Here is a 17,067-nt window from a genome sequence, read left to right as displayed (position 1 = left end):
CGTTTTCTCGTTTCCGACGGTCTCCGCGGCCGATCGAGCACCCTCGGAGTAGAAAGCGCTCGCCGTCGCTCACTACCGTGCGGACATGGTCGAGTTCTCCCTGCGGGTCAACGGATCCGAATCACGGCTGGACGTCCCGCCGGAGGTGAGCCTGCTCGACGCGCTGCGCGAGCACCTCGGCCTGACCGGCACGAAAGCCGGCTGCGACCAGGGCGCGTGCGGTGCGTGCACGGTCCTCGCCGACGGCGAACGGATCAATTCCTGCCTCGCGCTCGCCGTCCAGTACGCCGGGCGGGAGATCACCACCATCGAGGGCGTCGAGCACCCGCTGCAGGCCGCGTTCGTCCGCCACGACGGGCTGCAGTGCGGCTACTGCACCCCCGGGCAGATCTGCTCGGCGATCGGGATGCTGGCCGAGCACAAGGACGGCGTGCCGAGCGCGGTCACTCCTCCGGCGGGTGGCGGCGAGCTGTCCGAAGCCGAGATCCGCGAGCGGATGAGCGGCAACCTGTGCCGGTGCGGTGCCTACAACGGCATCGTCGCGGCGATCCGGGAGGCCGCGGAATGAAGTCCTTCTCCTACGTCAGCGCGCCGGACACGGCCACCGCGCTGGCCGCGATCGCGGACGGCGCCCACGCGAAGTTCCTCGCCGGCGGCACGAACCTGGTCGACCTCATGCGGGAGCGGATCGAGCAGCCGGACACCGTCGTCGACATCGGCAGGCTGCCGATCACCGGCGTCGAGGAGCGGCCCGGTGGCGGGCTGCGCATCGGCGCGCTCACGCGCAACACCGCCCTCGCCGCCGATCCGCTGGTGCGGACGCGCTACCCGGTGCTGGCGGAGGCGGTCCTCAACGGCGCGTCCGCGCAGCTGCGGAACGTGGCCACCGTCGGCGGCAACCTGCTGCAGCGCACCCGCTGCCTGTACTTCCACGACCGGGCCGCCGCGTGCAACCGGCGCGTGCCCGGCAGCGGCTGCGATGCCATCGGCGGGCTGTCCCGCGGCAGCGCGGTGCTCGGCGTGAGCGACCGGTGCATCGCGGCCCACCCGTCGGACATGGCGGTCGCGCTCGTGCTGCTCGACGCGGTCGCCGAGGTGCAGAGCACCCGCGGGGTGCGGCGGATCCCGGTGGCCGGCTTCCACCGCCTGCCCGGCGACACCCCGCACGTGGAAACGACGCTGGCGGCGGACGAACTGGTCACGGCCGTCGAGCTGCCGCGGCTGCCGGTCGCGGCGCACTCGCGCTACCGCAAGGTCCGCGACCGGGCGTCGGCCGGGCCCGCGCTCGTGTCGGTCGCCGCGGCGCTGCGCGTCGACGACGGGATCGTCACCGAGGTCCGGCTCGCGCTGGGCGGTGTGGGCACGAAGCCCTGGCGCGCCACCGAAGCCGAGCGCGTGCTGGCCGGCGAGCCGGTCACCGAAGCGTCGTTCCGGCGGGCGGCCGACGCCGAACTGGCGCCGGCGACCACGACCGGGCACAACGCGTTCAAGGTGGAGCTCGCGCGGCGCTTGATCACCGCGACGCTGCGGGACCTGGCCGCCGAAGGGAACCCGGCATGACCGCGATCGGTGCTCCGCTCGACCGTCGGGACGGCGGCGCCAAGACGACCGGTACGGCCCGGTACGCCGCCGAGTACGCCTACCCCGGCCTCGCGCACGCCGCCCTCGTCCACGCGACCGTGGCCCGGGGCCGGATCACCACGCTGGACACCGCCGAGGCGCGCGCGGTGCCCGGCGTGCTCGCCGTGCTGACGCACCTGGACTCCCCGCCGCTGAACCCGCCGCCCGCGCTGAGCCCGACCGACTTCGACTCGATGTTCACCGGCACCTTCGTCACGCCGCTGGGCGGCGACGAGGTGCACTGGGACGGCCAGCCGATCGCGGTCGTCGTCGCCGAGACGCCCGAGGCCGCGCGGGAAGCGGCCGCGCTCGTCCACGCCGGCTACGCCGTCACCGAGTCCATAGTGGACTTCGCGGCCGCCGCGCCGCACGCGGTGCCGCAGCCGGACAACCCGATGATGCCCAGCCAGGCGGTGAAGGGCGACGCGGAGGCCGCGCTGGCGGCCGCCCCCGTCCGCGTGGACCTGCGCTTCACCACCCCGCAGTACCAGCACAACGCGATCGAGCCGCACGCCACCACCGCGGTGTGGGACGGCGACCGGCTGACCGTCCACGAGGGCACGCAGTCGATCGGCTGGTTCCGCACGCACCTCGCGGTCAGCTTCGGCATCCCCCGGGAGGACGTCCGGGTGCTCTCGCCGTTCACCGGCGGCGCCTTCGGCGGCAAGGGCTCGGTCTGGCCCGGCACGATCCTCGCCGCGCTGGCCGCGCGCGCGACCGGGCGGCCGGTCCGGCTGGCGCTCACCCGGGAAGGCGTCTACCGCACGGTCGGCGGCCGGACACCGTCGATCCAGCGGGTCGCCCTCGGCGCGACCACGAGCGGCACCCTGACCGCGCTGGTGCACACCAGCGTCAGCCGCACGGGCCGGGTCGGCGGCCTGCCGGAGCAGATCACCGAGCAGAGCCGGCACCTCTACGCCGCCGAGCACATCCGGCTCGGCCAGCACCTGGTCCAGCTGGACCTGCTGGCCAACACCTTCATGCGCGCCCCCGGCGAGGCGATCGGCACGTTCGCCCTGGAATCGGCGGTCGACCAGCTCGCCGGCGAGCTCGGGCTGGACCCGGTGGAACTGCGGCTGCGCAACGAGCCCGCGGTGAGCCCGGTGGACGGGCGGCCGTTCGCCCACCGGCGGCTGCGCGAGGTGTACGCCCGCGGCGCGGCGCGGTTCGGCTGGCACGAGCGGGCGTCCCGGCCGGGGGCGACGCGGGACGGGCGCTGGCTCGTCGGCACCGGCGTCGCGACGGCCTACCACCCGTCGTGGCAGTTCCCGGCGAACGTGACCGTGCGGCTCTCGGCGGACGGGACCGCGCTGGTCCGCTGCGGGTTCCAGGAGATGGGCATGGGCGGGGCGACCGCGCAGGCCCAGATCGCGGCGGACGCGCTCGGCGTCGGAGTCGACGCCGTCCGGGTGGAGTACGGCGACTCGGCGCTGCCCACGGCGCCGGGGGCCAACGTGTCGATCCAGACCGCGAGCATCGCCGCCGCGGTGCTCGAAGCGGCCGAAGAGCTGAAGCGGTCGTTGCGCACGCTGGCCGGGAAGACCGGCGGCACCGGCTTCGCCGAGATCCTGACCCGGGCGGGCCTGCCCGGCATCGAGGCCGCCTCGGGCTCGGACGCCGACTGGCCACAGCGGTTCGGCGCGCTGCTGGGCCGGGACATGCAGCAGGTGCGGGCCGCCACGGGCGCGCACTTCTGCGAGGTGCGCGTCGACCGGGAGACCGGTGAGGTCCGGGTGTCGCGGTGGACCGGCGTCTTCGACATCGGCACGGTCGTCAACCCGAAGACGGCGGCGAGCCAGGTGCGCGGCGGGATCGTGATGGGTCTCGGCATGGCGCTGTCGGAGCAGACGCTCGTCGACCCGCGCACCGGGCGGATCGTGAACCCCGGCCTGGCCGAGTACCACGTCCCCGGGCATGCCGACGTCCCGCCGATCGACGTCTCCTTCCTCGGCGAGCCGGACCCGACCATGCCGCTGGGGATCCGCGGCGCGGGCGAGGTGGGGATCACCGGGGTGGCCGCCGCCGTCGCGAACGCCGTCCACCACGCCACCGGCCGGCGGGTCCTCGACCTGCCGATCACGCCGGACAAGCTGCTGTGACCGGCTCCGCCGACGCGCGCCTGCGGGCCGGGCTGGCGGCCGATCGGCCGCTGCTGCACGACCACGCCCGCCTGCGGGCGCTGCTGGAACGCAGCGCGGTGACCGATCCGAGCCTGTTCTTCCTGCTGTTCCTGCACCACTGCATGGCCATCGGCGCCGCGCTGGACCAGGGCGCGGCCGAGGAGGACGTCGCCGAGCTCGTCTCGGGCCGCCGGATCGGTGCCGCGCTGCTGGCCGAGCTCGGCCACGCCAACAGCAACTCCCGGACGCACACCGAGGCGGTGTTCGACCCGGCCGCCCGCGAGTTCGTGCTCTCCACGCCGGTGCCCGGTGCGGCGAAGTACCCGGCGACCGTCGGCCCGGCCGGGTTCGCGCCGCTCGCCGTCGTCAGCGCGCGGTTGCTGACCGGCGGTGAAGACCAAGGCACCGCGCTGTTCCTGGTTCCCCTGCGCGACGAGCACGGCCCCTGCCCGGGCGTCACGATCGAGCCGCGGCCGCCGACGGCGTTGCTGCCGCTGGACTACGCGACCGTCCGGTTCGACCGGGTCCGGGTGCCCTACCGGCGGTGGCTGCGCGACGGCGCCTCGATCGACGCCGACGGCGGGTTCCACGACCCGCTGGGCGACTCCGCCGCCCGGGGACGGCGGACGATGAGCATGGGCCGCTTCGGCTGGGGTGCGATCACGGCCGGCCTCGCGGCCGCGGCCCGCGCGAGCGCCGCGCTCGCCCTCGACCGCGCGGTCCACCGCCGGACCCTCGACCGCCTGGCCGGTGAAGTGCCGGCGATCGCCCACCTGACCCAGCAGCGCCTGGTGTTCGGGGCACTCGCCGCGGCGCTGGCGGCGACGGCGCTCGCGCGGCGGGAGACCGGCCGCTACTGGTCCTTCGGCGCCCCCGCGAACGCCCACCGGGAACTGGGGCTGACCAAGGTGGCGGTCACGGCGCTCGCCGGCGACGCGGTGGACCGCGCCCGGTCGGCCGGCGGCACCGCGGGGTTCTTCTCGGAGCACCGGCTGATCGGCTACCAGGGCTTGACCTGGGCGTTCCGGTCCGCCGGCGGCGACAACCGGCTGATCCTGCTGGACGCGGCGTGGACGATGGCCGCGGGCCAGGACTACGCGCCGCCCGCGGACACCCCGGACGCCGACGAGTGGGTGCGGCTCTTCCGCGCCCGGGAACGGCTGCTGCACACCGAGCTCACCACCGGGCTGGACGGCTCGTTCGCCACCTGGAACGCCCGGACCGAACTGGCCCTGCGGTTCGCCGAGGCGCACGCGGCCCGCCGGACGGCGGAGATCTTGGCCGAGCTGGGGGCGCTGCCGTCCGGATTGTACGAGCTGCACTGCGCCGAGCAGGCCGACGCCCACGGCGGCTGGTACCTCGCCCACGGGCTGCTCACCGCCGGCCAGGTGCTCGGTCTCCCGGAGCGGATCAACGGAATCTGCCGTCGCCTGCTCCGCCACGCCGACGCCCTGCCGGGCCTGCTGGAAGATCCCCTGGCCGCGTGACCGGTCCCGCCCGGGCGAGCGGGACCGTTCCGGGGGCTCAGCGGACGACCGCCTCCACGACCGACACCGCGAACCCGGTGTCGACGACCCGGGTCAGCTCCAGGCCCGCTTCGGCCAGCAGCGCCCGGAACTGCTCTTCGGTCCGCTCCCGGCCGGGCAGGATCGACATCACCATGATGTCGAACAGCTTGCCGAGGTGCGGCTCGTTGCGCGGCGGGATCACCGTGTCCAGCACGATGATCCGCCCGCCGGGCGACAGCGCGCGGCGGCAGTTGCGCAGGATGCGGACGCACTGCTCGTCGTTCCAGTCGTGGATGATGTGCTTGAGCAGGTACACGTCGGCCGGCGGGCACGCCTCGAAGAAGTCCCCGGTGATCAGCTCCCAGCGGCCGTCGTCGCCGAGCTCGCCCAGCCGGTGGCCCGCCACCACGTGGTCGCCGAGGTCGAACAGCACACCCTTCAGGCTCGGGTCCGCGCGCAGGGCCTCCAGCAGCAGCCCGCCGTAGCCGCCGCCGACGTCGACGACCGTCGCGCCCGGCGGGAACGTGAGGTTGCGGACGATGGACGCGTTCTCGGAGTCGGACTTCGACTGCATGCCCGAGTAGAACGTCCCGGGCGACTCGACGTCCCGGAAGTAGTCGAAGAACGTCGTGCCGAAGACCTGGTCGAAGGACGCGTCACCGTGCCGCACGCTGTGCGCGAGTTCGCCGTGCGAGTTCCAGAACGTCTTGTCGGTGAACGTCAGCACCGCGGAGCGGAGCGAGCCCGGCACGTCCGTGCGCAGCAGCTCGGCCTCGGGCGTCAGCTCGAACCGGCCCGCCTCGTCCTCGCGGAACACGCCGCGCATGGCCAGCGCCCGCAGGACGCGGTGGAGGTTCTCGGCGTGGACGCCGGTGGCCCGCGCCAGCTCGGCGACCGTCTTCGGGCCGTCGGCCAGGTGGTCGGCGACCCCGACGTCGGCCGCGGCGCGCAGGGCGGCCGAGTAGACGTACCCGAGCGTCTCCTCGAACAGCCGGATGCCGGCCTTTTCGGTGTCGGAGAGTCGTGCCGGACCGTTGCTGTCCACGGGATCACCTTCCGCGCCGGAGAAAACGTGAAGCCCGAAGTCTTTCGCCCGCTACGGGGAACGGGCGTCTTCCGCCGTGCGCTCCCCGTCGAGCTCCGGGCGGCGGACCTCGCGGCCCGGCCGGGGTCACCGCGGGTGACGGACGTAGGGTTTCAGCCGCTCGGCCAGCGACGTGCGGGTCGCGGCGGTCACCGGGCCGGGACTCTCCTGGCCGGTGTGGGTGCCGGCGACGGCGTCGGCGACGAAGCGCGCGACGGTACCGGGGGACGGCACGAGGTCGTCGCCGTGGCGCGCGATGAGAACCGGATCCTCGGCGGGGTCGGTTTCCACCGCGAGCGACCACCCGCGCAGTTCGCTCCAGACCAGCATGACGTCGTGGTCGGGCCGGTCGGGCCACCGCCGGGGCAGGCCGAGGTAGGCGGTGGCCGTGTCGCTGATCTCCACCGTGGTGCTCTCGTCCGGGACACCGACCGCGGCCGCGACCGCACGCACGTATTCGCCCAGGCCGCGTTCGAGGGTCCGGGCGTCGGGTTCGGGGTGCTCCATACCCGCCACGCTAAACGGCCACCGGCCGCCGTGCCGTCCGGCGCCCGGAGCGGAAGTGATCGGGTCCGTGCGGCAGCGCGGCCGAACACGCCGACCTCGGAGGTCCCTGGCAGAACTGGCCCTTCGCGCACTCGGCGCAGTCGTCGTGTACTGTCAGTGGTGTCCGAGAGCATTTCGCGCGTGGGTGTTCGAGCCCGCGCCGTCCTCGGCCCCAGTCCGGCCGGTCTCCACGGCCGGAGACGGGAGCGCCGACATGCCGTCGGGCCCGAATACCTCCTCCGCGCAACCGGCCGCCGAACCACGTCTGCGGCTGAAACCGGTGGCACCCGCCACCGGACACGTCGACGGCGCCTGGTGGCCCCGGACCGCCGACCTGGCCGCCGACCTGCCCGCGCTGCTCACGGCGCTGGTCACCCGGCTGGGCCGAATCGACCGGGTCACCTACCACCTCGGCGATTGGCCGGCTGCCCCCCGGCGCGTCACCTTCGACGACGGCGTCGTCCGGCTCGAAGGATTCCGGTCGCAGCCGCCCGGCAGCTTGACGGTGATCGGCTGGAACCGGCACCGGACGACCCTGCTGGTCGTTCCCCCGGCCACCAGCCCCGAGGTCGCCGAGCACGCTCTCACGACCGCCGCCGAGCCGGGCAACACCGACGACAGCGCACAGCTGCTCGCGGCCACCGCCGCCGGGGGCGCGCGCACCCCCAGCGCCGCGGCGCTGCACTCCTGAACCACGCCGCCCACCCGCGGCGTCCACGAGAGGATCCCCCGATCACTACTTCCACATTGGACAGTTCGCTGTTCAGCCACCCCCTCGCCGAGCAGTCCCGGCCCGGAGCGCTCACCACGTCCCAGGACCACCGGTACGGGAGCCTGTTCCTCCAGCCGGTGTACACCCCGGCGCCGCCCACCGGCGGCGGGACACGACCCGGCCCGGGGAGCACGTGGGCACCCGACCCCTCCGGCCGGGCGTGACGCGGATGGTCCACGCGCCGGTCGTCGAAGAAGCCGGCGGCGCCGGGACGGGGACCGGGGTCGCGTGTGCGACGTGCCCGCACGCCCAGGAATCGCATGATTCGATCGCACGCCGGTTCTGCACGGCCACCGTGGCGGGTGGGTTCAACCGCCAATGCGTCTGCGTCGGCGACACCACGAGCCTCTGAAGGAAAAACCATGACTGCCGATATCGCTTTCGCGTCCCGCTACGAACTGCGGGTCAAGCTGGTGCGCGATGTTCTCAAGGAGAACACGAAGTTGTCCGACAAGGAGATCCAGGCGTTGGCTGTGCAGCTGCTGCACACCATGGACTCGATCCCCGAACGAATGCGGTGAACAAGCGCCGTGCGCCCGGCCTCTCGATGCCGGGCGCTGCGGCCTGCCGGATTCACGCCGCGTCCATGACGGTCCGCTTCAGCACCGCGTGAACCGGTGCAGGGCGTCGAGCGCGGCCGGGGCGAGGGTGTCCGGGCGGTCGGCGTCGTGCAGCAGGTGGTCCACTCCGGACAGTCGCACCCGGCCCGGTCTGCCGGTGTGCGCGCCGCGGAGGGCCGCGGTCAAGGCATCCGTGGTGGCGCAGGGGACTTGACTGTCGTTCGTGCCGCAGGTGAGCAGTACCCTGGTTCCCGGTCGCAGGGCCGCGGCGGTTTCCGGCGGGTGGACGGCGTCGTCGCTCTCCACGAACCGGCCGCTCGGCCCCTGGAAGGCCTCGAAGAGCTGGGCGAGCGCGGGTGGCAGGCCGGTGGGGTCGAACGGCCGGTGTGCGCGCAGGGCGGTGACGGCGGCGTCGATCGCCGCGTCGACCGCACGCTGTTGCTCCGCGGTCAACTGGCCCTGCCGGGTCGCCTCGGCGACCTGGGCATGCAGTTGCAGCGCGACCAGGTCCAGCAGGCGGATCGCCTGCGGTTGCAGCAGTGCCAGGCCGGCCGGGCGCGGGTGGACGGTGCCGCCGAGCAGGAGCGCGGTCATCGCGCCCTCGCTGTGCCCGACGACCATCAGCGCCTGCGGGTCGGCCACCCGCTGAGCGCGCAACACCTCGTAGGCGGCCGCGGCCTGCCGGACGAACGCCGGGTAGTCGAGTGCTTCGGGGTGGTCGCGGTAGGCGCCGAGCCCGGTGCGGCCGGTGCCGTACTTGTCGAACCGCAGCGTGGCGACCCGCTCGCCGTCGAGCGCGGCGGCCAGCTGCGCCAGGGTGTCCGGGGACGCGTGGGGTGGTTGGTTGCCGTCGCGGTCGGTGGGCCCGCTGCCGGGCAGCAGCAGGGCTGCGCGCAGCCGTTGCCCGGCGCGGTGTGCGGGAACGTGCAGGGTGCCGTACGTCGCCGTCCCGTCGACGGTGAAGACGACTTCGCGGTCGGTGGCGGGGACGAGGCCGGGCGTCGCCTCGGCCGGGGTGGCGGTCACGACGGCCAGCGACATCACGACCGTGACGAGGTGCGAGAAAATCGGCTTGCCTCTTTCAGCGGAGGGCGTTCTCGACCAGCGTGACGGTCTCGCGCGGGTCGTCGACTTGGAGGACCAGGCGGGCGTAGCGCTCGTCGGCGAGTTCGATCACCACGGCCTTCGACGAATCCTTGACGTCCCAGAAGACCTTTTCGCCGTCGAGGTGGAAGGTGCCCGCCGTGATCACGCCGGGAACGTGGGCCCCCGGGGCGCGGATCCCCTTGGGATCGGTGGCGATGCCGGGGTCCGCGGTCGCGCCGCGGACGTTGGCCAGCGGGATGGTCAGGCTGCTCTTGAAGGCCCAGAGCTTGTCGAGACCTTCGATCACGACCACGAGGTCGTCGCCGTCGATGTGGACCAGTGCCATGTCGGTTTCCTTGTCAGTCGAGCGAATCGAAACGTCGGATCAGCGCGGCGCCGACCCCGTCGGGGTTGCCGCGCAGGAGGATGCCCAGCGCGGCAGCGGTGAGGGCGGCGGCCAGGGCGGCGGAAATGCTCAGTGCGTCGGCGATCGCCTGGTCGATGGCGGCCAGCGCCGCGGCGACCTCGGCGGCCACCTCTTCATCGGCCGGTGCCCGTTCGACCGCCGCGAGCAGCAGCAGGCCGAGGTCGGCCGACGTGATGACCTGGAGCGCGCTCGCGGCATCCGGTGCCGCGGCGAGCGCATCGGCCAGCGGGCGGACATCGTCGGCGAGGTGGCGGCGCAGCGCGACCAGGTAGAGCCCGCGCTTGCTGCCGAACGTCTTGTACAGGCTGTTGCGGTGCACGCCGAGGTGGGTGACGAGATCGTCGACGGACACCCCGTCGTAAGCCCGGCTGCCGAACAACCCCACGGCGGCGCGCACCACTTCGTCCTCGTCGAACGTCCTCTGCCTGCCCATGTGCCGACCCTAGCTTTTTGGGGAACGATCAGTCAAGAACGATCGTTCCTCAATTGGTGGTCCTGCGGCACCGGAGCTTTCCGGTCAGTCCGATCCGGCGAGGGGAAGCTCGACGCGGACGCGGGCACCTTCGCCGTCCGCCGGGGGAGAACTTGACCGCGTTGTCCAGCAGGTTGAGCACGGTCCGCTCCAGGGCCAGCAGGTCGACGTTGGTCCGCAGGCTGGTCAGCGGTGTGCGCAGCTCGTGGGCGGCGTCGGCGACCAGATCACGCTGCCGACGTCGCGACTCCTGCAGGGCGGCGAGCATCGCGGTGAACGCGCGGCCCAGCCGGCCGACCTCGTCGTCGCTGGAGAGCGGGGCCGGGAGGTGCTCGGTGCGGGCGATCTCCTCGGCGGTCGCGGTCAACCGCGTCACCGGCGCGACCGCGCCGCGTCAGCAGCAGGCTCGCCACGGCGGCCAGCACGCCGCCCAGAAGGGACACCACCACCAGCTTGTCGCGGAGCCGGGTGAGGGTGTCCTCGATGTCGGCCAGGCTCCGGCTCACCACCAGCACGTTCCCGGCCCGGAGCAGCTGGAGGTCTTCGCGGAACCGCTGTACTCCCTAGTCTGGAGACGCCGGCGGCGAGCTGAAGTTCGTCCTGAGCAGTGCGGGCGGAGCCTCGGCGTCGTTCCCCGCCGCCGGTCGATCCGGCGGCCTACGCCGGCTCGACGCGGCCCGCTACGCAGGTTCCGTCCCCCGATGGCCGGCGCTCAGACCCGGTACGACTGCCGTGCCTGACCGCTCGTTGCGGAGTCCGCGCGCCGCAGGCTCACCGGCCGTCAGCACGTGCAGCCCGCCGGCGGCAGCTGCGCCGGGCCGGTCAGGCCGTGGAGGACGAGGTTCGTCACGGTGTCGGCGACGTGGTCGTCGTCGGGCAGCGCGTGGTTGAGGCCGGCGAGCAGCACTCCCACGGCCGCCGCCACCAGGTCGGGGTTGCCGGCCGGTGGCTCGCCGCGGTCGGGCCGGCTTTCCAAGTGCTTGCGCAGCGGGGCCGTCCAGGCGGCCAGCTCGTCCCGCAGCCGTCCGGAGGCCGGCGCGGCGGCGATCGCCGACTGCAGCAGCGCGATGGCGGTGGGCCGGTGGGCGCGGAGCGCCGTCCAGCAGGCCGTGATGTGCTCGCGGATCGCGTCCTCACTCGCCGGGCCGCGTCCGGCCGACTCGGTGAGTTCGCTGCGCAGCACGGCGAGGAGCTGTTCCTTGTCCGTGAAGTGGTTGTAGAAGGAACCCACGGCGCGGCCGGCCGCGGCGGCGATGTCGGTGATCTTGGTGTCGAGGTAGCCGCGTTCGGCGAACAGGCGCTTCGCCGCGGCGAGGAGGTCCGCCCGGGTCCCGCTCGCGTGGTCCGCCCGCTTGCCCATCAGCCCGTGAGGTGGGGGAGGAGGTGGCCCGTGGATTCCCGGAGCTGTTCTCGCACGGTGCCGAGGTCCACGCCGACGAGGGCGTGACCGCGCTTGCGCCAGCGACCGGCGATCATGACCGCTTCGATGTCGGCGGCGCTCGCGTGCAGCGCGGCCGCGACCGGATTCGGTGCCGGGCCGTCGATGACGACGAGGTCGGCCTGCATGCCCGCTTCGAGCCGGCCGACGCGGTCGGCGAGGCCGAGCGCCCGGGCGCCTTCGACGGTGGCCCAGGCCAGGGCCTGTTTGGCGGTGATCGTTGCGGTGAGGGAGAAGGAGCCGGTGTTCCGCCGGTGGTGGTCGTGGTCGTGGCCGCGCTGGTGCGCCAGGGCGATGCGGGCGGCGGAGAGGACGTCGGCGGGGGTGACGGCGTCGGTGTCGGTGCCCAGTGAAGGTGCGGCGCCGAGCCGGAGCAGGTGCCCGGTGACGGGGAAGCCGTGGCCCTGGCCGAGTTCGTTCTCGGGCGTGCTGGTGAGGGTTGCGCCCGCGTCGACCAAGGTCTTGAGCCAGTCTTCGGTGAGCCCGGCGCCGTGCACGACGTTGGTGGCGGGGCTCAGCAGCCCGGCGTCCCGCACCGCGGCCCAGCCCGGCCCCGGCTCGCCGCCGCTCTGGTGCATCGACACCACGAGGCCGCGTTCGGCGGCGGCGCGGAAGTCGGCGACCGCGGTGTCCGGAGTGGACAGTTGCGGGCCGCGGACGGCCATGCCGATGCCGAGCAACGGGCCGCGGGGCAGCCGGTCGACCTCGCTGACGGGGTGGGCCGCGTCGGGCGCGGAGTACGGGGTGCCGTGCAGGAACACCCCGCGGACGCCGGACGCGCGGAGCCCGTCGACGGCGGCGTCGGTGTGCTCCGGGGTGGGCGTGTTGTGGCACCAGTCGCCCACGGTGGTGGTGCCGCGGTCGAGCTGGCCCAGCGCACCGGCGAGGGTGCCGATCCACATGTCCTCGGGGCGGTAGTGGCGGGCCACGGCGCCGTGCATGCGGCCGAGGTAGTCCGCCAGCGTCCAGTCGGTGCCCACGCCCCGCAGGGCGGCCTGCCAGGTGTGCAGGTGGGCGTTGACCAGGCCGGGCAGGACGATCCGGCCGGTGACGTCGACGATCCGCGCGCCGGTTTCGTCGAGTCCGTCACCGACGGCGGTGATGGTGTCGCCGTCGATCAGGACGTCGGCGCGTTCGGCGTCGGGCCGGTGCGGTGCCATGGTGATCACGCGTGCGCCGCGCAGCAGGACGCGGTTCATGCGGCCGCCTCCGGGGTCATGGTCCGGGCGGCGGTGCGGGTCGAGCCGAGGAAGTCGTGGGTGGCGATGTGGCCGAGGTAGCCGTCGGGGCGCACGAGCAGCAGGGTGTCGCCCTCGACCCCGTAGCTCCGGCGGAATCCGGGCCGGTCGCCGGCCGTGATCCGGCAGAGCGGCGCTCCCGTGGCCGGCCAGTCGAGTTCGTCGCTCGCTGCCGCGGCCTCGGGACCGTACGCGACCAGGGTGAAGTGCGGTCCCCGGTAGGTGTCGAACAGGCGCGAGCCGGCCACTTCGGCGTCCGGCGCCCGGTCGCCGGCCTGCAGCGTCGTCGTGCGGTCGCCGCCGGCCGGCGCGAGCGGGCCGCCGCGGTAGGTCAGGGACAGCTGCTGCTCGTCCTTGCCGCGGCGCAGGCTCGCCGGGTCGAGCTTGGCGATGCCTTCGTACTTCTTCGTCGACAGGCCGAGGACTCCCGCGGCGATCGGCAGGCGTTCGGCTTCGTAGCTGTCCAGCAGCCGCGCGTCGGCTCCGGCGAGGACCTGGGCGAGCTTCCAGCCGAGGTTGTAGGCGTCCTGGATGCCGGTGTTGAGGCCCTGCGCACCGGCCGGGGTGTGCACGTGGGCGGCGTCGCCGGCGAGGAAGACCCGGCCGCGGCGGTAGGCCTCCGCCAGGCGGATGTTGGGCCGGAACACCGACCGCCACCGGACGTCGCGCACCTCGATGCGCCGGTTGCGGGTGTGGGCCCGGATCCGCCGGGTGATGGCGTCTTCGCCCTCGGGTGCCACTTCGCCGGGGGCCAGCCGGATCATCCACTGGAACAGGTCGGTGTGCGGCAGCGGGCAGGCGCCCGCGAACCGGCCCCGCACCCCGGGCCAGACGTGCCAGCGGTCGCGGGACAGGCCGGCGGTGACGGCGTCGACGATCAGCATCCGGTCCTGCTCGTCGGTCTCGCCGAGGAAGCCGAGGCCGAGGTGCTTGCGGACGGCGCTCGAACCGCCGTCCGCGCCCACGAGGTAGCGGGCGGTGATCCGTTCGGTGCCGCTGTCGCCGGTCACCGTGGCGGTGACCGACGTGCCGTCCTGGGTGAACCCGAGCAGCTCCCGGCCGTGTTCGACCTTGCCGCCCAGCTGTTCGAGCCGGTCGTGCAGCACGCTGTCGGTGCGGTACTGGGGCATCAGCCGGGTGTTCGGGTACGGGACGTCGGCGGTGCGTTGCCGGTTGCGGAACATCCGCCACGGGGCGGTGACCGGGCCCAGGTGGATACCGAGGCGGGGGTAGTCGCTGCTGCCGGCGAGGACGTCGTCGATCGCGCCGAGGTCGTCGAAGACCTCCAGGGTGCGCGGCTGGATGCCTTTGGCGCGGGAGCCTTCGAAGGAGTGTGGCGCTTTGTCGACGATGCGGACGGCCAGGCCGCGGCGGGCCAGGTCGATCGCGAGGGTGGTGCCGGCCGGGCCGGCGCCGGCGATCAGGACGTCGAGGGTTTCGTTCATGGTTCGAGCCGATCGGGGTGGGAAGCGGTGAACGACGCGAGCAGGTCGCCGACGTCGCGAGGCCGTTCGAAGGGGGCCATGTGACCGCATTCGGTGATGACGTGGGTCTGCCGCGGGCGCAGCAGCTCGACGACGGTGTCGAGGTGGGTGATCGGGGTGACCTGGTCGTCGTCGCCCCACACCAGCAGGGCCGGGAGGCCCAGTTCGCCCGTGCGGCGGAAGAGTTCCTGCCGTGCGTGGAGCGGGAAGTCCTGCAGGGTCCGGAAGAACGCGTGGAGCGAACCTTCGAACCGGTAGGCGTCGCGCACCATGGCGACCAGTTCGGCGGAGCGGCCGGGATCGCGGACGTTGTGCCCGAGGTGGTCTTCCAGGAGCTTGCGGCCGAAGCGCCGGGCGACGAATCCCGCGACGACGTCGTTGCGCAGCAACCGCTGCGGCAGCGGACGTTCGGTGAGGCCGGCCGGGCCGACGACGGTGAGCGTGCGCACGGCTTCGGGGTGCCGGCTGGTGTAGGCCATCGCGACCAGGGCACCCATCGAGGTGCCGACCACGTGCCGCGGCGGCGTGAGGTCCAGCGCCGCGGTCAGCTCGGCCAGCTGCCGGACGAACAACGCCTCGTCGTAGCGGCCCTGGACGCGGTCGGAATACCCGCGGCCGTAGGCGCTGTAGGCCAGGGTGCGCAGGCCGTGGGCGTGCAACCGGGCGGCGAGCGCGTCCCAGTAGAACAGCGGGATCGTGATGCCGCCGACCAGCACGGCGAGTTCGCCGTCGGCGGGGCCGGCCAGCTCGTAGTGCGTCACCCCGTCGGACAACGGGACGAAACTGCCCCGCAGCGAGCGCCGCGTCGCCGCGTCGAGCCGGCGGTCCTCATCGGACGCGACGAAGTACTTCATCGCCGTTCCCCTTTCCCGGCCAGGAATTCCGCGATCGCCGCGGCCACCCAGTCCGGGTCTTCTTCCGGCAGCAGGTGCCCGCCGTCGGCGTGGACGAGCTCCCGGGCGCCGGGGATGTCGCGGGCGAAGTGCTGCCCGTCGACGGCGGCGCTGCGCAGGACCAGCGTCGGGACGGCGATCTTCGGGATTTCCGCGCTGCGGTCGGGCTGGTCGGTGTTGGCGAAGTCGACGAACGCCGACCGGTTGCCCGGCAGGCCGGTCAGCGCGTGCACCCGGTCGACCATCGTGTCGTCCACGATCGCCGAGTTCGCGCCGACGGCTTCCCGCAGCCCGCGTTCGGTCGCGCCGCGGGGGAGCCAGCGCCGCAGCAGCGGGCGCAGCAACGGGTTCCGGGCCAGCCGCAACCCGGCGGGCAGCGTCTTCCCCGGATAGCCGGTGGCGTTGACCAGGACCAGCCGGTCCACCCGCTCCGGCGCGTCCAGGGCCAGGTTCCACGCGATGTTGCCGCCGAGGGAGTTCCCGGCCACCGCGAACCGCGGTACCTGCAACGCGGTCATGAAGCGGGCGACCGTCGCCGCATACGTGCCCACGCGGTAGTCGCGGTCGGGGCGCGGTCCGGTCCGCCCGAAGCCGGGCAGGTCCGGGCGGATCACGTCGGAGGACGCCGACAACAGGGCCGCCACCCGCTCGAAGCCCTCCATCGACGACCCGCTGCCGTGCAGCAGCACGAGCGCCGGGCCCTGACCTGCGCGTTCGTAGTGGATGCGCAGGCCGTCCACGGTCACGAACCGGGTTTTGCCGTTGGTCTTCATAATGGCAACAGTGTTGCCGTTATTGCCGGGGGTGTCAACCGGCCGTCATACTCGTGGGTGTGACCAGCTCCTCGTTGCCCGCCGCGTCCGCCCGGCGCTCCCGTGGCCGTCCCGCTGTCCCGCTGGACCGGATCCTCGCCACGGCGTTGCAGCTGGTGGACGAAGAAGGCGCCGAGGCGCTGTCCATGCGGAGCCTCGCCCAGCGGCTGGAATCCGGCACGGCCACGCTCTACCGCCACTTCGGCAACCGGGCGACCCTGATCACCCACGTCATCGACCGCGTCTTCGGCGAGGTCGACCTCGACGCCCGGGCCCTGGCGGCACTGAGCTGGGACCAGGCCTGCCAGGCCGTCGCGCAGGCGATGTTCGGCGCGCTGGGCCGGCACCGCGGGATCGCGCCGCTGCTGATCGAGCAGACCCCGACCGGACCGAACGCGATGGCGCTGCGGGAACGCTGCCTGGCTGTCCTGCTCGACGGCGGGCTGCCGCCGGGCCTCGCGGCGCGCGCCTACGCGACCCTGGCGCGTTACGTCCTCGGGTTCGCCATCCAGCTGGCCGGAGCCGGGAACGACGCCGAGCGAGAGCGGGTGTCGACGCGCTTCCACGAGCTGTCGTCCGCCGACTACCCGGCCACCCGCGCGGTCGCGGACTCGCTGCCGGTACCCCTGGAGGACGAGTTCGCCTTCGGCCTGGAACTGATCGTCAGCGGATTGCGCCGGCTGCACGACCGCTGAGGTTCACCGGCGGACCGCGCAAGCGAGGGTTGATTTCGCCGCGGCGGGGTACCGCCGGAGAGCGGACGTCTTCAGCAGCGAGGACGGAGAGCCTGAAAGGGTTGATTCGTCATGCCCGAGTCGCGCAGCGACCCGACCCCGGCGCCGCTGTTGTGGTCGATGGACCTGCGCGGGACGGCCGCGCCGGCGCTGGTCGAGATCCGTCGCTGGGCCTCGCGGGCCCTGGCCGGGGTCGATGACGCCCACCTGGGGGATGTGCTGCTGGTGGCCACCGAGCTGGTGACCAACGCCTACGATCACGGCCGCGGCCCG

General features: G+C 73.6%; 19 protein-coding genes and 3 pseudogenes. 11 read left to right on the top strand and 11 right to left on the bottom strand.

Going from position 1 to position 17,067, the window contains the following annotated elements; translation table 11 throughout:
* Positions 1–85: 85 nt before the first annotated feature.
* From CCN39_RS46625 to CCN39_RS46610, 4 genes are read left to right on the top strand one after another with little or no spacing between them, the layout of a single operon-like run.
* On the top strand, positions 86–568 hold the full coding sequence (locus tag CCN39_RS46625; protein WP_086853497.1) for a (2Fe-2S)-binding protein: 483 nt from the start codon (positions 86–88) through the stop codon (positions 566–568).
* Entirely contained in the window at positions 565–1,560 is a 996-nt protein-coding gene (locus tag CCN39_RS46620; RefSeq protein WP_086853495.1) for an FAD binding domain-containing protein, read from the top strand. The genes CCN39_RS46625 and CCN39_RS46620 overlap by 4 nt, the downstream gene beginning before the upstream one ends.
* Entirely contained in the window at positions 1,557–3,719 is a 2,163-nt protein-coding gene (locus tag CCN39_RS46615) for a xanthine dehydrogenase family protein molybdopterin-binding subunit (RefSeq protein WP_086853493.1), read from the top strand. The genes CCN39_RS46620 and CCN39_RS46615 overlap by 4 nt, the downstream gene beginning before the upstream one ends.
* Positions 3,716–5,227 carry an acyl-CoA dehydrogenase family protein gene (locus tag CCN39_RS46610; RefSeq protein ID WP_086853491.1) on the top strand — a complete coding sequence of 504 codons (1,512 nt, stop codon included), beginning with the start codon at positions 3,716–3,718 and terminating at the stop codon, positions 5,225–5,227. Before CCN39_RS46615 ends, CCN39_RS46610 begins: the two co-directional genes overlap by 4 nt.
* 37 nt (positions 5,228–5,264) lie before the next feature.
* On the opposite strand, the gene CCN39_RS46605 is transcribed toward CCN39_RS46610, so the two are convergent.
* A complete protein-coding gene (locus CCN39_RS46605) occupies positions 5,265–6,293 on the bottom strand; it encodes a methyltransferase (protein WP_143264439.1) in 1,029 nt (342 codons plus the stop codon).
* A 126-nt stretch (positions 6,294–6,419) separates the two neighbouring features.
* Positions 6,420–6,839, bottom strand: a complete 420-nt coding sequence (locus CCN39_RS46600) for a DUF6292 family protein (protein WP_086853489.1) — start codon at positions 6,837–6,839, stop codon at positions 6,420–6,422.
* A 253-nt stretch (positions 6,840–7,092) separates the two neighbouring features.
* Between CCN39_RS46600 and CCN39_RS46595 the strand changes: the two genes are divergently transcribed.
* Genes CCN39_RS46595 through CCN39_RS46580 form a run of 4 tightly spaced genes read left to right on the top strand, consistent with a single transcriptional unit; the run spans position 7,093 to position 8,171 of the window.
* Complete coding sequence (locus tag CCN39_RS46595; RefSeq protein ID WP_086853487.1) at positions 7,093–7,569, top strand: DUF5994 family protein; 477 nt, start codon at positions 7,093–7,095, stop codon at positions 7,567–7,569.
* A gap of 56 nt (positions 7,570–7,625) precedes the next feature.
* Positions 7,626–7,814 (top strand): hypothetical protein, encoded by a 189-nt coding sequence (locus CCN39_RS46590; protein ID WP_086853485.1) that lies wholly within the window; start codon positions 7,626–7,628, stop codon positions 7,812–7,814.
* A 5-nt stretch (positions 7,815–7,819) separates the two neighbouring features.
* Positions 7,820–8,002, top strand: coding sequence for an RGCVC family protein (locus tag CCN39_RS51400; protein WP_208630679.1), 183 nt, complete (start codon positions 7,820–7,822; stop codon positions 8,000–8,002).
* A gap of 10 nt (positions 8,003–8,012) precedes the next feature.
* Positions 8,013–8,171 (top strand): DUF6307 family protein, encoded by a 159-nt coding sequence (locus CCN39_RS46580; RefSeq protein ID WP_086853481.1) that lies wholly within the window; start codon positions 8,013–8,015, stop codon positions 8,169–8,171.
* A 78-nt stretch (positions 8,172–8,249) separates the two neighbouring features.
* Here CCN39_RS46580 and CCN39_RS46575 read toward each other — a convergent pair whose 3' ends face one another.
* From CCN39_RS46575 to CCN39_RS46535, 9 genes and pseudogenes are all read right to left on the bottom strand, one after another.
* A complete protein-coding gene (locus CCN39_RS46575; RefSeq protein ID WP_208630678.1) occupies positions 8,250–9,251 on the bottom strand; it encodes an alpha/beta hydrolase family protein in 1,002 nt (333 codons plus the stop codon).
* Positions 9,252–9,291: 40 nt separating this feature from the next.
* The gene (locus tag CCN39_RS46570) at positions 9,292–9,642 is read right to left on the bottom strand and encodes a hypothetical protein (protein ID WP_086853476.1); all 351 of its coding nucleotides are present in this window, start codon (positions 9,640–9,642) and stop codon (positions 9,292–9,294) included.
* A 13-nt stretch (positions 9,643–9,655) separates the two neighbouring features.
* Positions 9,656–10,156, bottom strand: a complete 501-nt coding sequence (locus tag CCN39_RS46565) for a TetR/AcrR family transcriptional regulator (protein ID WP_086853474.1) — start codon at positions 10,154–10,156, stop codon at positions 9,656–9,658.
* Between the two features lie 196 nt (positions 10,157–10,352).
* A pseudogene (locus CCN39_RS53085) lies at positions 10,353–10,562 on the bottom strand (histidine kinase dimerization/phospho-acceptor domain-containing protein); the annotation flags it as partial.
* Positions 10,563–10,976: 414 nt separating this feature from the next.
* A complete protein-coding gene (locus CCN39_RS46555) occupies positions 10,977–11,555 on the bottom strand; it encodes a TetR/AcrR family transcriptional regulator (RefSeq protein ID WP_086853471.1) in 579 nt (192 codons plus the stop codon).
* Complete coding sequence (locus CCN39_RS46550; RefSeq protein ID WP_086853469.1) at positions 11,555–12,832, bottom strand: amidohydrolase family protein; 1,278 nt, start codon at positions 12,830–12,832, stop codon at positions 11,555–11,557. The genes CCN39_RS46555 and CCN39_RS46550 overlap by 1 nt, the downstream gene beginning before the upstream one ends.
* A complete protein-coding gene (locus tag CCN39_RS46545) occupies positions 12,829–14,316 on the bottom strand; it encodes an FAD-dependent oxidoreductase (protein ID WP_086853467.1) in 1,488 nt (495 codons plus the stop codon). The genes CCN39_RS46550 and CCN39_RS46545 overlap by 4 nt, the downstream gene beginning before the upstream one ends.
* A complete protein-coding gene (locus tag CCN39_RS46540; RefSeq protein WP_086853465.1) occupies positions 14,313–15,209 on the bottom strand; it encodes an alpha/beta fold hydrolase in 897 nt (298 codons plus the stop codon). Before CCN39_RS46540 ends, CCN39_RS46545 begins: the two co-directional genes overlap by 4 nt.
* Positions 15,206–16,021, bottom strand: coding sequence for an alpha/beta fold hydrolase (locus CCN39_RS46535; protein WP_086853463.1), 816 nt, complete (start codon positions 16,019–16,021; stop codon positions 15,206–15,208). Before CCN39_RS46535 ends, CCN39_RS46540 begins: the two co-directional genes overlap by 4 nt.
* 53 nt (positions 16,022–16,074) lie before the next feature.
* On the opposite strand from CCN39_RS46535, the pseudogene CCN39_RS53080 reads away from it, so the two are divergent.
* From CCN39_RS53080 to CCN39_RS46525, 3 genes and pseudogenes are all read left to right on the top strand, one after another.
* Positions 16,075–16,272, top strand: a pseudogene (locus CCN39_RS53080) (TetR/AcrR family transcriptional regulator); the annotation flags it as partial.
* Between the two features lie 6 nt (positions 16,273–16,278).
* Complete coding sequence (locus CCN39_RS46530; protein ID WP_434781166.1) at positions 16,279–16,755, top strand: TetR/AcrR family transcriptional regulator C-terminal domain-containing protein; 477 nt, start codon at positions 16,279–16,281, stop codon at positions 16,753–16,755.
* A gap of 111 nt (positions 16,756–16,866) precedes the next feature.
* Positions 16,867–17,067: pseudogene (locus tag CCN39_RS46525) on the top strand (ATP-binding protein); the annotation flags it as partial.

Source organism: Amycolatopsis kentuckyensis, assembly GCF_002155975.1.
GTDB lineage: Bacteria > Actinomycetota > Actinomycetes > Mycobacteriales > Pseudonocardiaceae > Amycolatopsis > Amycolatopsis kentuckyensis.
The sequence above is the reverse complement of the archived record's forward strand: the minus strand, read 5'-3'. Positions and strand labels throughout refer to the sequence as shown.

Excerpts from the sequence above, each read along its gene's own strand:
- CCN39_RS46620 (WP_086853495.1), top strand. The coding sequence starts at position 565 with ATGAAGTCCTTCTCCTACGTCAGCGCGCCGGACACGGCCACCGCGCTG.
- CCN39_RS46580 (WP_086853481.1), top strand. The coding sequence starts at position 8,013 with ATGACTGCCGATATCGCTTTCGCGTCCCGCTACGAACTGCGGGTCAAG.
- CCN39_RS46570 (WP_086853476.1), bottom strand. The coding sequence starts at position 9,642 with ATGGCACTGGTCCACATCGACGGCGACGACCTCGTGGTCGTGATCGAA.
- CCN39_RS46545 (WP_086853467.1), bottom strand. The coding sequence starts at position 14,316 with ATGAACGAAACCCTCGACGTCCTGATCGCCGGCGCCGGCCCGGCCGGC.
- CCN39_RS46600 (WP_086853489.1), bottom strand. The coding sequence starts at position 6,839 with ATGGAGCACCCCGAACCCGACGCCCGGACCCTCGAACGCGGCCTGGGC.
- CCN39_RS51400 (WP_208630679.1), top strand. The coding sequence starts at position 7,820 with ATGGTCCACGCGCCGGTCGTCGAAGAAGCCGGCGGCGCCGGGACGGGG.
- CCN39_RS46595 (WP_086853487.1), top strand. The coding sequence starts at position 7,093 with ATGCCGTCGGGCCCGAATACCTCCTCCGCGCAACCGGCCGCCGAACCA.
- CCN39_RS46555 (WP_086853471.1), bottom strand. The coding sequence starts at position 11,555 with ATGGGCAAGCGGGCGGACCACGCGAGCGGGACCCGGGCGGACCTCCTC.
- CCN39_RS46540 (WP_086853465.1), bottom strand. The coding sequence starts at position 15,209 with ATGAAGTACTTCGTCGCGTCCGATGAGGACCGCCGGCTCGACGCGGCG.
- CCN39_RS46535 (WP_086853463.1), bottom strand. The coding sequence starts at position 16,021 with ATGAAGACCAACGGCAAAACCCGGTTCGTGACCGTGGACGGCCTGCGC.
- CCN39_RS46625 (WP_086853497.1), top strand. The coding sequence starts at position 86 with ATGGTCGAGTTCTCCCTGCGGGTCAACGGATCCGAATCACGGCTGGAC.
- CCN39_RS46615 (WP_086853493.1), top strand. The coding sequence starts at position 1,557 with ATGACCGCGATCGGTGCTCCGCTCGACCGTCGGGACGGCGGCGCCAAG.
- CCN39_RS46575 (WP_208630678.1), bottom strand. The coding sequence starts at position 9,251 with ATGTCGCTGGCCGTCGTGACCGCCACCCCGGCCGAGGCGACGCCCGGC.
- CCN39_RS46550 (WP_086853469.1), bottom strand. The coding sequence starts at position 12,832 with ATGAACCGCGTCCTGCTGCGCGGCGCACGCGTGATCACCATGGCACCG.
- CCN39_RS46565 (WP_086853474.1), bottom strand. The coding sequence starts at position 10,156 with ATGGGCAGGCAGAGGACGTTCGACGAGGACGAAGTGGTGCGCGCCGCC.